The organism is Arthrobacter glacialis (assembly GCF_002909415.1).
Taxonomy (GTDB): Bacteria; Actinomycetota; Actinomycetes; order Actinomycetales; family Micrococcaceae; genus Specibacter; species Specibacter glacialis.
Genome location: NZ_PPXB01000005.1, coordinates 1 through 16,585, shown reverse-complemented (window position 1 = coordinate 16,585; position 16,585 = coordinate 1). Strand labels below are relative to the sequence as shown.

The following is a 16,585-nucleotide window of genomic DNA, read 5'->3' as shown; positions in this document are numbered from 1 at the left end:
CAACAACTACTGCCCGTTCACGAGGCCTAGATCTGCCTCAAAGGAGGCAGCAGCCAAGCGGGCGGTCACAGTTTGCAGGAACCGGCCCGCGTCGGCACCATCAACCAAACGGTGGTCGTAGGTCAAGCAGAGATACATCATATGGCGGATGGCCAGCAGGTCATCACCATCCGGGCCGGTGACCACCATGGGGCGTTTGACGATGGAGCCGACACCCAAAATTCCAACCTGGGGCTGGTTGATGATGGGCGTGTCAAAGAGTGCACCCACCGAACCAATGTTGGTGATCGAGAACGTGCCACCATTGAGTTCCTCGGCCTTGATGGAGCCGTCCCGGGTGCGGGCAGCCACATCGGCAATGCCGGCGGCCAGACCGGCCAGGTTCAATGAACCCGCATCACGCACCACCGGAACCATCAGGCCCTTCGGCGCGTCCACGGCAAAGGCAAGGTGCTCAGCGTCGTGATAGTTGATCGTGCCGGCAGCCTCATCGAAGGCTGCGTTGAGCATGGGATGCACCTTCAGTGCCTCGGCAACAGCCTGGGCAATGAACGGCAGGTACGTTAACTTCACGCCATGAACTGCCGCAAATTGTGCCTTGGCCTTCTCCCGCAACCGGACAATGCCCGTCACGTCCACCTCGTGCACCTGAGTGAGCTGCGTTGACGTGTTCAGGGATTCGCGCATGCGCGAAGCAATCACGGCACGGATCCGCGGCGCCTTCACCACAGTTCCACGCAAGCCAGTTGTTGCGGCGATGACGGCAGGCGCTGCCGCAGCCCTGACGTCGTCGCCGCGAACGCGTCCGCCAATGCCAGTTCCCGCCACAGATGCCAAGTCGACCTTGAGCTCGCGTGCCAGCTTGCGCACCAGGGGCGTGAAGTAACGTCCCGCCACCTGCGTCGCGACCGGCGGTGCCTTGGTCTCGACAGGCTCGACAACCGGCGGAGCCGGGGTTTCCGTAGGCGACGTCAGTCCCCTGTCCCTCCCAGAACTCGCAAGCTCGTTCTGGGCCCCTCGGGACAGTGGGCCCCTGGCCGAGGCCGTCCGCGGCCGATTGGCCGGAAAGTCGCCGAGGGAATCCCGGTCTGCCGGCGGCTCGACGGCCGCCGTTTCAGCCGTAATGACCGCCAGAACCGCGCCAATGTCAGCGATGTGGTCCTCCGGCACCAGGATGCTGGCAAGGATGCCAGCAAACGGGGACGGGATTTCAGTGTCCACCTTGTCTGTGGACACCTCTACCAGTGGTTCATCGATGGAGACGCGCTCGCCCACGGCTTTCAACCACCGGATGACAGTGCCTTCGGTGACGCTTTCACCCAAGGCCGGAAGCAGCACGGACTCAGACAAGGCTCTCCCGTTCCACTGTGATCTCGCCGCGGCGCAACAATTTGCCGGTGGGTGTCACGAAGTCAACTTCCTGCCCGCGCAGGAAGGTGCGTCGAACCACGCCGGAGAGGGCACGCCCGTCGTAAGGGGTAATCGGGTTCTTGTGCTTGAGCTTGGAGACGTCAACCACGAACGCGTCGTCAGCGGCAAAGACAGCAAAGTCGGCATCGTAGCCCGGAGCCAGCTTGCCCTTCTTGTGTAGGCCAACCAACTCTGCCGGGGCCGTGGACATCCATTTGATGACCTGTTCCAGGGCGATGCCGCGGTGGCGTGCCTCGGACCAGATCAGCGACAAACCAAGCTGCAGCGAGGACACGCCGCCCCATGCCACGGCAAAGTCGCCGTTTTCCAGGTCTTTCAAGTCCAAGGTGCTGGGGGAGTGGTCGGTGACGATGCAATCAATGGTGCCGTCCTGCAGGCCCTCCCACAGCAGCTCCCGGTTGGAAGCCTCACGGATGGGAGGGCAGCACTTGTAAGCGGTGCCGCCGTTGGGAATCTCTTCTGCCATGAGGGTCAGGTAGTGCGGGCAAGTCTCAACAGTCAGCCTGACGCCGTCACGGCGTGCGCTGGCAATCATGGGCAGGGCGTCGGATGAGCTCAGGTGCAGGATGTGCGCCCGGGCCCCAGTCCAGCGGGCCCGTTCAATAACCTCTGCAATGGCCAAGTTCTCCGCGCCGCGGGGGCGGGATGCCAAGAACTTGTCATAGTGGTCGCCTTCGGCGGTGGGCGCCCTGTCGATGGCCCGTGAATCCTCGGCGTGAACAATCATGATGGAGTCGAAGGACTTCAACTCAGCCATGTCCACTTCCATCTCATCCGCGTCGAGGGGCGGGAACTCGTCCACACCCGAGTGCAGCAGGAAGCACTTGAAGCCGAACACGCCGTCGTCGTGCAGGGGGCGCAGATCCGCCTTGTTGCCGGGGATGGCCCCACCCCAGAATCCAACGTCCACAAACGCCTGGTCCAGCGCGACGCTGCGCTTCAACTCCAGGGCTGCAACATTGGTGGTGGCCGGAATGCTGTTCAGGGGCATGTCGATGACGGTTGTCACGCCACCGGCGGCAGCGGCACGGGTGGCGGAGGCAAACCCCTCCCAATCCGTGCGGCCGGGTTCGTTGATGTGCACGTGGCTGTCAACAAGTCCCGGAATCAGGGTTTCATCATCTGCCAGTTCAATGACTTCAAGGCCCTGGAGATTGTTGCCGAAGGGCTCCAGGGCGATGACGACGCCGTCGCGGACACCCACTTCACGCGGCACAATGCCGGCCGTGGTGAGCACGCGCTGGCCGCGAAAAACGAGGTCATAGACGGCGCCGTGCGTGGTGTTATCTTCGGTGCTAGACATAAGAATTCTCCTGTTCGTGGCCGGTGCGGGCCAGTTCTGCGCCAATCAGCGCACCAATCTGTGTAAGTAGACTGCCAGCGTTGTTCATGCAAAGACTGGTGTCGGGTTCAATATCGGTTAGAGCGTGTGTGTGGGCAAAACCGGCGCTTTGAAGAGTCTCAGTGTCCAAGGTGGTGCGTCCGCAGACGGCAACCACGGGAACTCCGGCTGCGCGGGCTGCGGATCCCACACCCATGGGAGCCTTGCCGAAGAGGCTCTGCTCGTCGAGGCTGCCTTCGCCGGTGATGACCAGGTCGGCGCCGTGGAGCCTGTCCGCCAAGCCTGTCAGGCCAAGGACAACGTCAATGCCGGAACGGCGTTTGGCGTTCAAAACGGCCAATGCCGCGTAGCCGGTGCCACCGGCCGCGCCGGCGCCCGGGGCATCGATGGCATCCACGGCGGCGGTGCCCAGGGCATTGGCCATGATCCGGAAATACCGTTCCAAGGCGTTTTCCAGCTGCACCACGTGTTCCGGGGTTGCACCCTTCTGGGGCCCAAAAATGGCTGCCGCGCCTTCCGGACCCAGAAGTGGGTTGTCCACATCGCTGGCGAGGGTGAAGGCGACCCCACCCAGACGCTTGTCCAAGCCCGTGACATCGATGTTTGTCACGGCGGAGAGGGCCCCGCCGCCGGGCAGCAAATGCCGCCCGGCAGCGTTCTTGAACGTAACACCCAGGGCTGCGAGCATTCCTGCCCCGCCGTCGGTGGAGGCGCTGCCGCCCACGCCAAGCACAATGTCTGTGCAGCCGTGGTCCAGGGCGGCACTGACCAGTTGGCCCGTGCCGAAGGTGGAGGCGGCCAACGGTGACAGCCGGCCAGCTGGCAGCACTGCCAGCCCGGAGGCCGACGCCATCTCAATCACTGCAACATTGCCACGAATGGCGAAGTCTGCTTCCACAGCCTGACCCGTGGGGCCTTGAACCGTTGCGCTGACCCGGGTAAATCCTGCGGCGACGACGGCGTCAATGGTTCCCTCGCCGCCGTCGGCCACTGGCATCAGCTCAATGTCCAAGCCTTGGTGGGCGGACCGCAAGCCAGCTGCCAGGAATTGGGCAACCTCGGGAGCCGACAAGGACCCTTTGAACTTGTCAGGGGCGAGGATGACTCGCATGAGTCCGTCCTAGCCCTGCAAGGTCAGGATGGCTGTGGGCGCATCCGTGGCGTACTCGGCAATGTCCTCGATCTCGGTGACGTTGTCCAGCTCGGTGCCCATGGAGATGTTGGTGACCTTCTCCAGGATGGCCTCAACAACAACCGGAACCCGGAACGCTTCCATGAGCTTCTTGGCTTCGGCGAAAGCGGCCGCCATGTCCTCGGGGCGCTCAACGCGGATGGCCTTGCAGCCGAGGCCCTCGGCAACCTTGATGTGGTCAACGCCGTAGCCGTTGGTCTCGGGAGAGTTGATGTTCTCGAAGGCCAGGGATACGTGGTAGTCCATCTTGAAACCGCGCTGCGACTGGCGGATCAAGCCCAGGTAGGAGTTGTTCACAACAACGTGGATGTACGGCAGGTTGAACTGCGCGCCAACGGCCAATTCCTCAATCATGAACTGGAAGTCGTAGTCACCCGAGAGGGCCACAACTGTCGCTCCGGGCTTGCCGCGGACAACGCCCAGTGCAGCCGGTCCGGTCCAGCCCAAGGGGCCGGCCTGACCTGCGTTGATCCAGCGGCGGGGGCCGAAGACGTGCAGCATCTGTGCACCGGCAATCTGGGACAGACCAATGGTGGAAACGTAGGTGGTGTCCTGGCCGAAGGCCGTGTTCATCTCCTCGTAGACACGCTGCGGCTTCATGGGCACGTTGTCGAAGTGAGTCTTGCGCTGCAGGCTGCCCTTGCGGGTGGCGCACTCATCGGCCCACTGGCTGTAGTCCGGAACGGTACCCGCCGCCATGCGGTCGCGGGCAGCTTCCAGCAAAACGTCCAGGGCTGCGCCGGCGTCGGACACGATGCCCAGGTCCGGGGAGAACACGCGGCCGATCTGGGTGGGCTCAATGTCAACGTGAACGAACCTGCGGCCCTTCGTGTACGTGTCCAGACCACCTGTGTGGCGGTTGGCCCAGCGGTTTCCGATGCCGATGACGGCGTCGGACTCCAAGAAGGTTGCGTTGCCATAGCGGTGCGAGGTCTGCAGGCCAACCATGCCGGCCATCAGGGGATGATCGTCCGGAATGGAACCCCAGCCCATCAGTGTGGGGATCACGGGGATGGAGAGCAGTTCAGCCAATTCCACCAGGCGCCCTGAAGCCTCGGCGCTGATGACACCTCCGCCGGCAACAATCAACGGGTGCTTGCCGGCCAACAGGATGTCCAAAGCCTTCTCGGCCTGCTTGCGCGAGGCGGCCGGCTTGCTGGGGGTCATCGGCTCGTAGGCGTCGATGTCGAATTCAATCTCAGCCATTTGAACGTCGATGGGCAGATCCAACAGGACCGGGCCCGGACGGCCGGAGCGCATCAAGTAGAAAGCCTTTTGGAAGGCTCCCGGGATCTGGCCGGGCTCCTTGATGGTCATGGCCATCTTGGTCAATGGTGCGGCAATGGTCTCAATGTCCACGGCCTGGAAATCTTCCTTGTGCAGCTTGGCAACAGGAGCCTGGCCGGTGATGCACAGGATCGGCACGGAGTCTGCCCAGGCGGCGTACAAACCGGTGATCATGTCGGTGCCTGCGGGGCCCGAGGTTCCGGTACAAACACCAATGTTGTCCTTGGCTGCGCGGGAGTAGCCGTCAGCCATGTGCGAGGCGCCCTCAACGTGGCGGGCCAGGGTGTGGTTGATGCCTCCGTGGTCGCGCATGGCTGCATAGAACGGGTTGATGGCTGCGCCGGGGAGTCCGAAGACCTCTGTGGCGCCTTCCTTTTCCAGGATCAGAATAGCGGCGTCAACGCTGCGCATTTTAGTCATTGTGTACTCCTTGAAAGTCTGTGGTGGGGCCCTGGTGGGCGGTGCTGCTTGAGGGAGTGGGCTATTTGCGCCTGGAGAGTGCGGCGGCCTGCTTGAAGAGGCCGGAATGGTCAAGGGCGCCGTCGCCCTGGGCCACCATTGCTGAGACGAGCTGTGCAACTGCTGCGCCGAGGGGGACGGTGACGCCGGCTTCGCGGGCGGCTGCTGTGACAATGCCCAGATCCTTGTTGTGGAGGGCCAGTCGGAATCCGGGGTCGAAGTTGCGGTCAAGCATTTTCTGGCCCTTCTGATCGAGGACCTTGGATCCGGCGAGTCCGCCGCCAAGGACCTTCAGGGCGGCGTTGGTGTCCACGCCGTAGGCCTCGAGGAAAACGATTGCCTCGGAGAGTGCCTGGATGTTGACGGCCACGATCAGCTGGTTCGCTGCCTTGACTGTCTGGCCTGAGCCGGAGGGGCCCACATGGACAATGGTTTTGCCCACTGCGCCGAGCACTTCACCGGCGTCGGCGAAATCCTTTGCCTCGCCCCCGACCATGATGGAGAGTACGCCGTCAATGGCGCCCTGTTCGCCACCGGAAACCGGTGCGTCCAAGGGGCGGATGCCCGCGGCAACGGCGTCCCCTGCCAGACGCTTGGAAACATCGGGGCGGATGGAGCTGGCATCAATCCACAGGGCACCTTTGCGGGCGTTGGCGAAGACGCCGTCGGCGCCGCTGACAACTGCCTCTACGTCGGGGGAGTCCGGGACCATGGTGATGATCGCGTCGGCGTCCTTGACGGCGTCGGCGATGCTGGCGCCACCCAAGCCGCCTGCGGCAACCAGCTTGTCAATGGCGCCCTGGCTGCGGTTGAAACCGGTGACCGTGTGGCCGGCCGCAACCAGGTTGATGGCCATGGGAAGACCCATGATTCCGAGTCCGATCACTGCAACGTTTGTCATGATGAATCCTTTGGGTGGTGTAAGTGTGTGTGGGAGTTTTAGGCGGGCTGGCGGATGGCCCAGGCGAAGGCTTCTGCCTGCGGTGACTTGTACTCCAGGCCGATGGCTCCCGTGTAGCCAAGTGCGCGGCTGCGGCTGATCCACTCGCCGAGGGGCAGCTCGCCCGTGCCCGGTGCGCCGCGGCCGGGGTTGTCGGCAATCTGGATGTGCCCGAAATCCTTGGCATGCTTTTCAATCACTGCGGCCACGTCGTCGCCGTTGACGGACAGGTGGTAGAAATCGGCCAGCAACTTGACGTTGTCGACGCCGGCTGTCTGGGTCTTGGCGATGACGGCCAAGGCATCAGCGGCTGTTTTGATCGGGTAAGCCGGGGTTCCGGAAACGGGTTCCAGCAAGACGGTTCCGCCAATGCTTGCAATGCCCTGGGCTGCTGCCACTAGGTTTGCCACGGCGAGTTCGTCCTGGGCTTCGGGGCTCTGGCCGTCTTGGCGGTTGCCGTACAGGGCGTTGAATGCCTTGCAGTCAAGTCGGCCGCCGATCCCTGCAACAACATCGATGTTGTCCTTGAATTCGGCGTCACGGCCAATCCAGGAGACCAGTCCGCGGTCGCCGCCCGGCATGTCACCTGCATTGAAGTTCAGGCCCGTCAGCTGCACGCCGGCTTCGGTGATGGAGCGCTCAAACGCGGCGACTTCTGCATCGCTGGGAACAGAGCTGGCAAACGGCCACCAAAATTCGACGGCGTCAAAGCCGGCAGCCTTGGCTGCGGCCGCGCGCTCCAGCAAGGGCAGCTCCGTGAGGAGGATGGAGCAATTCACTGTGTACGTCATCGTAAATCCTTCCGAAGGAACGTCCATGTCCCCTGTGTGCGTCATTCCACATTTTCACCCTATGGAAATTAGTTTCTGCTTTATGAAAAGTTTAGGCAAGGTGGGGCCAGTAGTCAAGAGGGCTTGGAGGGTTTGGGTGGCGCGGGACACAAAAGGCGCCCGGTCCCGCTTTTCGCACCCCGTCGACGGGGTGCGAAAAGCGGAACCGGGCGCCGCGATTGCAGTGCGCTGGCGCTTAGCTGCCGGAGATGGGGCCGCTGCCCAGCAAGCTTCGGGTGAGCGCTGCGCCGTCGTCCATGAGTTGCTTCACGGCATCGGCCAGGTGGGAGTCGCCGGGATCTTCCCCCGCCAACGAGGCTGCCACCACTGCCCGCCGGATCAGTTCCTTCGCCAGGGAGGCGGTGGTGCCTGCCGTCTGCGCGGCAGCGGCCGCCAATGCCGGGCTGGAAAAGTTCAGCATGCGTGAATACAGCTGCAACAGCTCCAAACGTTCGTGCTCGGAGGGTAACGGGATCTCCACCGCCAAATCAACCCGGCCGGGCCGCTGGGCCAGCGCCCGCTCCAACATGTCAACACGGTTGGTGGTCAGCACAAAGGCAACATCGGAATCGCTGTCTAGGCCATCCATGGCATCGAGGACCTCAAACAACAGTGGTTGCGGGCCATGGCCAAAACTCCTGTCCTCGGCGATGAGGTCGCAATCCTCCAACACCACAATGGACGGGGCCAGGGCGCGGGCCAATTTGGCGGCCTCCGAAATGCGGGCCAGGGCGCCGCCGGAGAGGAGCACCACTGTGGTACCGGCACTTTGGCTCAACAGGTAGCGCACTGTGTGTGTCTTGCCGGTTCCCGGCGGACCGTAGAGGAGCAGGCCTCGCTTGAGATGCTGCCCGTGAGCCACCAACGCCGGTCCCTGGCGACCTATCCCCAAGGTGTGGTCCTCCACGCGGGCGAGCAGACCGAGGGGCAGGATGACGTCCGCGCGGGCCAGTTCGGGGCGGCGGATAAAGGTCACTCCGCCCATGCTGGGGCCGTATTCACTGACTTGGAGGGAAACGATCTGGCCCTTGAACAGACTTTCGTGTTCCATCCGACGGCGTACCTCGGCCAGGAATTTCGCTGCAGTCTCAGGTGTCGCAGCCATGACCTCGGCGGTGGCGAACTGGCGGCCAAAGGTGGGCTTTGCCTCGCGTTGGAGAACGGCAGCAGCTACGCCGTCGTAGTGGAAAAGGCGCAGTCCCAAGGCAACTGTTTGACGGTGCTCATCCGGGCCAACGGGCTGGTTGGTGTAGTCCGGCGGGGAAAGCGGGAAGGCTGCCTGCATGGCGGCATGCTGGACCATGTCGCTGAGGGACAGGTGGTTGCGCTGTTCACCGCCCCCAATTCCCACAAGGCGGGCCCTTGGGTCGCGGCTGGCGATGGCCTCCAGCAGGATGTCCAAATCCGCCTGACGGTGGGGAGGAACCTGCTCCACCACTATGGGAAGGTCCACGGGGGCAACACCCAGATGGCTGGACAGCGTTCGCAGCAGCTCATCGCCGCCCTCGACCCGGTCAATACTGGCCAGCGCCAGCTGGGCCAGCGCGCCAAAATCCTTGATGAACGTCCCCAGTTTTTCATCCATACGCTGACCCTAACAGGACTGTCAATGCCTCCTGCAGACATTTGCGGGGACAAAAGGCGCCCGCCTGCACCTTCCACACGCCGTTCGTCAACGGGGTATGAAAAGCGCAAGCGGGCGCCTTTTTCGTACCGGCCCCACGCGGTCGTAGTGGCGAGAGAGTTTGGCCGGAAAACTTCCTAGGTGAGGCGGATCTGCCGGTTCATGTCCTTGTACAGCAGGTAGCGGAACTGGCCGGGGCCGCCGGCGTAGCAAGCCTGCGGGCAGAAGGCGCGCAGCCACATGAAGTCGCCGGCCTCCACCTCAACCCAGTCGTTGTTGAGCAGGTACATGGCCTTGCCCTCCAACACGTAGAGTCCGTGTTCCATGACGTGGGTCTCCGGGAACGGGATGACCCCGCCCGGCTGGAACGTCACAATGTTCACCTGCATGTCATGGGCCAGATCGGCAGAATCCGTAAAACGGGTGGTCTTCCAGGCGCCGTCGGTATCAGGCATGGCAGTGGGCTCAACTTCAGCGTCACTGGTCACGAAGGACTTGGCCTCGTAGCCCTCGAGCCGCTCATAAGCCTTGCGGATCCACTGGAAGGAGACCACCTCGTCCGAGATGTTTTCCAGACCCCAGATGGAACCGGCCGCCAGGTAGGCGTAGCCGCCTTCCTCCAGCGCGTGCAGTTCGCCGTCAAGGGACAGGTTGACCTTGCCCTTGGTGACAAAAACAACGCCTTCAACACCGGGCTCAAATTCGGCCTGGGGTGCGCCGCCACCCGCGCCGATCTCAACGATCAGCTGGGAGAAGGTGGTGGAGAACCCGGAGATGGGGCGGGCGATGATCCACGCGCGGGTCTTGTTGAAGCCCGGCAGGGTGCTGGTCACGATGTCAGTCATGACGCCCTTGGGGATGACCGTGTAGGCCTCCTTGACGATGGCCCGTTCCGTGGTGAGGTGTGTTTGCGGCGGCAGGCCGCCCTGTGGGGAGTAATACTTGCCAGTCATCGTTGACTCCTTACTTGGAAGTGGATAGTGCCAGCCGCGGGTGCGCCAAGACGGTCAGCTGGGGAATGTCGAGTCCTGTCAGCGCCGCAACTTCGTCGGCACCAACGGCGCCGCAGACTACTCCGCGCAGGACGAAATTGGCCAGCGCCTTGGCCGTTGCGGGCTCGTCCATGACGGCACCTGGGGTTTGTTCAACGTAGTTGCGCAAACGGGCAGCTGACGCCGGCAGGCCCTGACGGTAAAACGCGTAGGTGGCGCTGAAGCGGCTGGGCAACTGGGCAGCGTGCAAGTCCCAGCCCTGGTAGTAGCCGCGCTCCAGGGAACGGCGCACCAGGCGGCCGTGCAAGGCCCACGCTGATTCGACGCCGTCGCCCATGGGGATGATATTGGTTGACCCGTCGGAAAGCCGGATCCCGGTTCCGGCCACAGCCAACTGCATGACTTCCTTGGCGAAATCCGCTACCGGGTGTTCCATCGACTGGTACTCCGCGGAAACCTCCAAGGAGGCGCTGTAGTCATAGGTGCCGTAGTGCAGCGCGCTGATTCGGCCAGGAATCTCGTGAGCCAATCGTGCCACCGGAGAGGTGCCGTCCGCGCCGAGGATGAGCTGAGGGGTTTCCACCTGCACCTCAAAACGAAGCCGGCCGGCGGCAAGGCCGTGGATCTGCTCCAGGCGGCTGACGGCAAAGTCCATGGCCCGGACCTGGTCAACCGTGGTGACCTTGGGCAGCGTCAGGACCAACCCGTCGGGCAGCCCGCCGGTCTCCACCAGTGTGGAGACAAACAGGTCAAGGGTGCGGATGCCGCGGGCCCGGGTGGGGGCTTCAAAGCACTTGAAGCGGATGCCGATGAACGGCGGCGCCGTGCCCTGAGAAACTGCCGTGTTCACGGCGCGGGCGGCGGTGATGGCGGCTGCATCCTCCGCATCATCACCGCGATTCCCGTACCCGTCCTCAAAATCCAGGCGCAGATCCTCAATGGGCTCCGCCGCCAACTTGGTTGCGACCCGGGGGGCCACGGCGGCGGCCAGTTCGTCATCCTGGCCCAACAGGGAACCCAGACGCTCCAGCCCGCCGTGGTTGCTGGCCAGGGACCTGGCCTCATGTCCCCAATCAGCGGCAAGGGTGGGGGTGAACTTGTCCGCCGGCACATAGACGGTGTGCACGGGTTGGCGGCTGCCGTCGTCGCCCGGGTAATTGCGGTCCAGCAACGCATCGGTGGCGCTCAGTGAATCTTCAATGTGCGCCAGATCCGCGGCGGAAAGTGAAAGGTGGGCAGCCATTTCTAGCCCACCAATTCGTAGGCGGGGATGGTCAGGAAGTCTGTGTAGTCCTCGGAGAGGCAGATGTCCGCGATCAGGTCGCTGGCCGGCTTGTAGTATTTTGCAAACGCTTCTTCGCCAACTTCGCCGCGCAACTTGGCCGTTTCCTCGCCGAGGATCCGCGCCACGAGTTCGCGGGTCACGGTGTTGCCGGTGTCCGAGAGTGTTACTTCGTTGCGGATTTGCTGCCAAACCTGCGAGCGGGAGATTTCCGCTGTTGCGGCATCTTCCATGAGGTTGTGGATGGCGACTGCGCCGTTGCCGGAAATCCAAACAGCCGTGTAGGCGACGGCGACGTAGAGGTTCAGGCGCAGGCCTGCCTCGGTGGCATCCCCGCCAGCCGAGGCAACATCCAGCAGCTGATCTGCCGTGACGCTAACCTCGGGGCGCTGCTTGTCCAGCTGGTTGGGACGATCGCCCAGAACAGCGTCGAACACCTCCTGGCAGATGGGTACCAGGTCCGGGTGGGCCACCCATGAACCGTCAAAACCATCATTGGCTTCGCGGGTCTTGTCATTGCGGACCTTGGCAAAGGCGGCAGCCGTGACTTCAGGTTCCCGGCGGTTCGGGATGACGGCAGCCATGCCACCCATGGCGAAGGCGCCACGGTGATGACAGGTCTTGACCAACAGCTCCGTGTAGGCGCGCATGAACGGTGCCGTCATGGCCACCTGGGCGCGGTCCGGCAGGGTGAAGGCGCTGCCTGCGTCGCGGAAGTACTTGATGATGCTGAAGAGGTAGTCCCAGCGGCCGGCGTTCAAGCCCGAAGCGTGGTCGCGCAGCTCGTAGAGGATCTCGTCCATCTCAAAAGCGGCCGGAATGGTCTCAATCAGCACAGTGGCGCGGATGGTTCCCTGGGGAACGCCGAGGTAGTCCTGGGCGAAGACAAAGATGTCATTCCACAGGCGGGCCTCGAGGTAGCTTTCCATCTTCGGCAGGTAGTAGTACGGGCCGTGGCCGTTGGCGATGAGTGCCTTGGCCGTGTGGAAGAAGTGCAGGCCAAAGTCCACCAGTGCACCCGAGGTGGGTTCGCCGTCGACTAAAAGGTGGCGTTCCTCCAGGTGCCAGCCGCGGGGGCGGGTCACCACAACTGACAAGGGAGCGTCCGTGCGAAGACGGTATTCCTTGCCTTCGGCGGAGGTGTATTCCAGGGTGCCCAGGGCGGCGTCGCGCAGGTTGAGTACGGCGTCCACAACATTCGCCCACAGTGGTGTGCTGGCGTCCTCAAGGTCGGCAAGCCACACCTTGGCGCCGGAATTCAGGGCGTTGATGGCCATTTTTGCCGGTGAGGCGGGTCCCGTCATCTCAACGCGGCGGTCGGTGAGTGCTGCCGGGGCGGGGGCTACTTTCCAGTCACCCTGGCGTACCTCAAGAGTTTCCGGCAGGAAATCGAGCTTGCCGGTCTCGGCAACCTTGGCACGCTTGACGCTGCGCTCCGCCAGCAAGTTCTGCCGTGTCGGGTTGAAGCGGCTGTTCAGCGCGGCCACAAAGTTCAGGGCTTCGTCGGTGAGGATTTCCCCTGCCCGGGGAATGGGGGTTGGGTCCGTAACGGTGACGGTTTGCGTGCTCAAGACTGGGTCCTTTCGGTGGTGTTGCTTGCAGCGGCGGCAGCAACTGCAGAAGCGACGTCGCCGGCCACGTGCGGGTCGAAAACGCTGGGAATGATGTAGCTGGCGTTAAGTTCGTCATCAGAGACTCGGTTGGCGATGGCCTCTGCTGCTGCCACAAGCATATTCGGTGTGATGTCCGACACGCCGGCATCCAGGAGTCCGCGGAAGAAGCCGGGGAAGGCCAGCACATTGTTGATCTGGTTGGGGAAATCGCTGCGGCCGGTGGCGACGACGGCGGCGTGCCGGGCTGCGATGACCGGGTCAACCTCGGGCGTGGGGTTGGCCATGGCGAAGACGATCGCGTTGCTGGCCATGGCGGCAATCTGCTCTTCGCCCAAAACATTGGGTCCGCTCACGCCAATGAAGACGTCGGCGTCGGTCATGGCCTCGTGGAGGGTGCCGTCGAAGTTGTCCGGGTTCGTGTTCTCAGCCAACCAGGCGCGGTGCTCATCGATGTGGGTCTCGTTGCGGTGAACGGAACCGTTGCGGCCACACGCCACAATGTTGGTGGCACCCTGGGCGATGAGCAGCTGGATGATGGCGTTGCCGGCAGCGCCGACGCCGGCGACGACGATCTTCACGTCCTGAATCTTCTTCTCCACCACCTTTAAGGCGTTGCGGAGGGCTGCCAGGGTCACGATGGCCGTGCCGTGCTGGTCGTCGTGGAAGACGGGGATGTCGAGTTCTTCGCGCAGGCGCTTTTCAATTTCGAAGCAGCGCGGTGCCGCGATGTCCTCAAGGTTGATGCCGCCGTAAACGGGGGCCATGGCCTTGGCAATCATGATGATTTCCTCGGTGTCCTGGGTGTCCAGGCAGACCGGCCAAGCGTCGACGTTGGCGAACTGCTTGAAGAGCGCGGCCTTGCCCTCCATGACGGGAAGTGCAGCGGCCGGGCCAATGTTGCCCAAGCCCAGGACGGCCGAACCGTCCGTCAGTACTGCGATGGTGTTGCGTTTGACAGTGAGGTTGCGTGCGGCTTCGGGGTCTTCAAAGATGGCCATGCAGACGCGGGCGACGCCGGGGGTGTAGGCGCGGGAGAGGTCGTCACGGTTGCGCAGTGCAACCTTGGGAACGACTTCGAGTTTGCCACCGAGGTGCATCAGGAAGGTCCTGTCGGAAACGTGCAGGACTTTGACGCCGTCGAGTGCGTCCAGGGCTTCCTTGACGCGGTCTGCATGGGCGTCGTCGGTGGTGTTGGCGGTGATGTCAACAACAATGCTTTCGTGGCGGGACTCGGTGACGTCCAGCGCCGTGACGGCCGCACCTGCGGCGGCGACGGCGGTTGCCAATTCGCTGGTGACGGTGAAGTTTGAGGGAGCCATGACTCGCAAGGTAATCGAGTTGCCGGGACTGGGATTCGCCATTGAAATTCCTTCTCTAGGGCCCGGGGAGGGCTGTCGACATTTACGATTGTTTTCGTATTATGGATATTATTATCTATCTGGTGGAATTTCAAGCCCATCGCCAATTTCCCTGCGGTGTGCCGCCATGCGGTAAGTTGGATTATTGAAATATTCGTGTCACCATGCGGATATCAGGCGGCACCATCAAATACCTAGGAGTCGGGCCCATGGCTGCAAAAGCGAGCGGCGGCGTACAGTCCGTGGAACGTGTCTTTGAACTGCTTGAACTCATCACCGAGGCAGGCGGAAACGTGACACTCAGTGAGTTGTCATCTTCGACTGACCTGCCGCTGCCCACCATCCACCGACTGTTGCGAACGCTGGTCTCACTGGGCTACATTCGCCAGCTCCCGAGCCGCCGCTACGCCTTGGGGCCGCGGTTGATCCGCTTGGGTGAAGGTGCCACCAAGCAGTTGGGGGCACTGGCGCAGCCGCAACTGAAATCGCTGGTGGACCAGCTGGGCGAAACAGCCAATATGGCGGTTCTGGATGACGACATGGTCATTTACATCGCCCAGGTGCCGTCCCCGCACTCCATGCGCATGTTCACCGAGGTGGGCCGCCGGGCGCACACACATGACACAGGTGTGGGCAAGGCCCTGCTGGCGCAGCTCGACGACGACGTGGTGCGCGGCATCATCGCCCGCCAAGGGATGCCCCGACCCACCAACAAGAGCATCGGGACCATCGAAGAATTGCTGGCTGACCTCAAGCTCATCCGTGAGCGCGGCTACTCCATTGACGAGGAAGAGCAGGAACTGGGTGTGCGGTGCTTCGCCATGGCTGTACCCAACTCGCCCACACCCACGGCCATCTCCGTCTCCGGTCCCGTGCAACGCGTGGATTTGGCCTTCTCCGAGCGTGCCATTCCGGTGCTGCGCCGGGCCGCTCAGGTGATCTCTGACGAGCTCAACCGGAACTAGTTTTCCGCAGCAACACAAAAGCCCAGCCGCTGATGCAGCTGGGCTTTTGTGTTGCTTGGTGGCGGGAAGCGCGCCATGAATTTCCCGTGCCAGACGGCGTCATGATTTCCCGGTTCAGTACTCTCTATGGATGTGTGGTGCTGCGGACAGCATTGCACTGTCCTGCCCTGCCGTTGTCCCCCAGCGACGGCAGAGCAGCTCCTCGATTGGCCCTAGGAAACGTGAGACCCCTCCTGGGGCTAATCGAATGAAGGCTGGGTCGCTGCCATTCCCCCCGATACGGCACCGGCCCAGCCTTCAACCTTTTCACGGGAGGGCGTGGGAGGAGCTGGGGATCAGCCTTCGCCGCCTGTGTTGCCGGTGGTGCCGGCGTTGACGTTGAGGAGGTCGTATTTCGTGGCTGCCTGGATGGCTGCGTTGGGGTCGATTTTGCCTTGTTTGGCGAGCATTTGCAGGGTTCGGACGACGACTGAGTGGGAGTCGATTTTGAAGTATCTGCGGGCTGCTTGGCGGGTGTCGGAGAAACCGAAGCCGTCGGCACCCAACGTGGCGAAGTCGTTGGGCAGGAATTGGCGTACCTGGTCCGGGACGGCTTTCATGTAGTCGGTGACGGCGATGACGGGTCCTTGTGCATCAGCCATTTTGGCGGTGATGTACGGGACACGTGCTTCGCGTTCGGGGTGCAGGAAGGTTTCTTCCTCGGCAGCGAGACCGTCGCGTCGGAGTTCGGTCCAGGAGGTGACGGACCAAACATCGGCGGCGACTCCCCACTCGGTGGCGAGGATGTGTGCTGCTTCCAACGCCCAGGGAACGGAGACGCCGGAGCCCAGCAGTTGGGTGCGGGGCCCGTCGTGTTCGCTCTTCTTGAGTAGGTAGATGCCTTTGGTGATGCCCTCGACGTCGATGTTCTCGGGTGCTTTGGGTTGGCTGATCGGTTCGTTGTACACGGTGATGTAGTACATGACGTTGGGATCGGTTGAATCCGGTCCGTACATGCGTTCGATGCCGGCGCGCATGATCGCACCGATTTCGTAGCCGTAGGCGGGGTCGTAGGTGATCACGGCCGGGTTCGTGGCGGCCAGGATCGGGGAGTGCCCGTCAGCGTGTTGGAGGCCTTCACCAGTTAATGTGGTGCGTCCTGCTGTGGCGCCGATGATGAAGCCGCGGGTCATTTGGTCTCCGGCGGCCCAGAAGGAATCACCGGTGCGTTGGAAGCCGAACATGGAGTAGAACACGTAGAACGGGATCAACGGTTCGCCATGGGTGGCGT

13 protein-coding genes are annotated in these 16,585 nt (G+C 62.9%); 1 reads left to right on the top strand and 12 read right to left on the bottom strand.

Translation table 11 applies throughout. The annotated features are described in order from the left end of the window. Positions 1-6 precede the first annotated feature (6 nt). The 11 genes from CVS28_RS06990 to CVS28_RS06940 form a co-directional block, all read right to left on the bottom strand. Entirely contained in the window at positions 7-1,350 is a 1,344-nt protein-coding gene (locus CVS28_RS06990; RefSeq protein WP_103481107.1) for a 2-oxo acid dehydrogenase subunit E2, read from the bottom strand. Continuing rightward, a complete protein-coding gene (gene allB, locus CVS28_RS06985; RefSeq protein WP_103465364.1) occupies positions 1,343-2,734 on the bottom strand; it encodes an allantoinase AllB in 1,392 nt (463 codons plus the stop codon). Before allB ends, CVS28_RS06990 begins: the two co-directional genes overlap by 8 nt. Beyond that, positions 2,727-3,884, bottom strand: a complete 1,158-nt coding sequence (locus CVS28_RS06980; protein WP_103465365.1) for a glycerate kinase — start codon at positions 3,882-3,884, stop codon at positions 2,727-2,729. The genes allB and CVS28_RS06980 overlap by 8 nt, the downstream gene beginning before the upstream one ends. A 9-nt stretch (positions 3,885-3,893) precedes the next feature. Beyond that, complete coding sequence (gene gcl / locus CVS28_RS06975; RefSeq protein ID WP_103481106.1) at positions 3,894-5,672, bottom strand: glyoxylate carboligase; 1,779 nt, start codon at positions 5,670-5,672, stop codon at positions 3,894-3,896. A gap of 61 nt (positions 5,673-5,733) precedes the next feature. Further along, entirely contained in the window at positions 5,734-6,612 is an 879-nt protein-coding gene (locus tag CVS28_RS06970; RefSeq protein ID WP_103481105.1) for a 2-hydroxy-3-oxopropionate reductase, read from the bottom strand. A gap of 38 nt (positions 6,613-6,650) precedes the next feature. Continuing rightward, positions 6,651-7,442 carry a hydroxypyruvate isomerase family protein gene (locus CVS28_RS06965; protein ID WP_103465368.1) on the bottom strand — a complete coding sequence of 264 codons (792 nt, stop codon included), beginning with the start codon at positions 7,440-7,442 and terminating at the stop codon, positions 6,651-6,653. Between the two features lie 235 nt (positions 7,443-7,677). Further along, a complete protein-coding gene (locus CVS28_RS06960; RefSeq protein WP_103481104.1) occupies positions 7,678-9,066 on the bottom strand; it encodes an ATP-binding protein in 1,389 nt (462 codons plus the stop codon). A gap of 176 nt (positions 9,067-9,242) precedes the next feature. Further along, a complete protein-coding gene (locus CVS28_RS06955; RefSeq protein ID WP_103481103.1) occupies positions 9,243-10,058 on the bottom strand; it encodes a bifunctional allantoicase/(S)-ureidoglycine aminohydrolase in 816 nt (271 codons plus the stop codon). 10 nt (positions 10,059-10,068) lie between these two features. Further along, positions 10,069-11,340 (bottom strand): DUF6986 family protein, encoded by a 1,272-nt coding sequence (locus CVS28_RS06950; RefSeq protein ID WP_103481102.1) that lies wholly within the window; start codon positions 11,338-11,340, stop codon positions 10,069-10,071. A 2-nt stretch (positions 11,341-11,342) separates the two neighbouring features. Continuing rightward, positions 11,343-12,950 carry a malate synthase A gene (gene aceB / locus CVS28_RS06945; protein ID WP_103465372.1) on the bottom strand — a complete coding sequence of 536 codons (1,608 nt, stop codon included), beginning with the start codon at positions 12,948-12,950 and terminating at the stop codon, positions 11,343-11,345. Further along, positions 12,947-14,353 carry an NAD-dependent malic enzyme gene (locus tag CVS28_RS06940; RefSeq protein WP_103465373.1) on the bottom strand — a complete coding sequence of 469 codons (1,407 nt, stop codon included), beginning with the start codon at positions 14,351-14,353 and terminating at the stop codon, positions 12,947-12,949. Before CVS28_RS06940 ends, aceB begins: the two co-directional genes overlap by 4 nt. A gap of 206 nt (positions 14,354-14,559) precedes the next feature. Here CVS28_RS06940 and CVS28_RS06935 point away from each other — a divergent pair, with 206 nt between their 5' ends. Continuing rightward, the gene (locus tag CVS28_RS06935; RefSeq protein ID WP_103465374.1) at positions 14,560-15,315 is read left to right on the top strand and encodes an IclR family transcriptional regulator; all 756 of its coding nucleotides are present in this window, start codon (positions 14,560-14,562) and stop codon (positions 15,313-15,315) included. A 335-nt stretch (positions 15,316-15,650) separates the two neighbouring features. On the opposite strand, the gene CVS28_RS06930 is transcribed toward CVS28_RS06935, so the two are convergent. Then, a partial coding sequence (locus CVS28_RS06930) for a transketolase-like TK C-terminal-containing protein (protein WP_423716387.1) occupies positions 15,651-16,585 on the bottom strand: 935 nt, incomplete at its 5' end.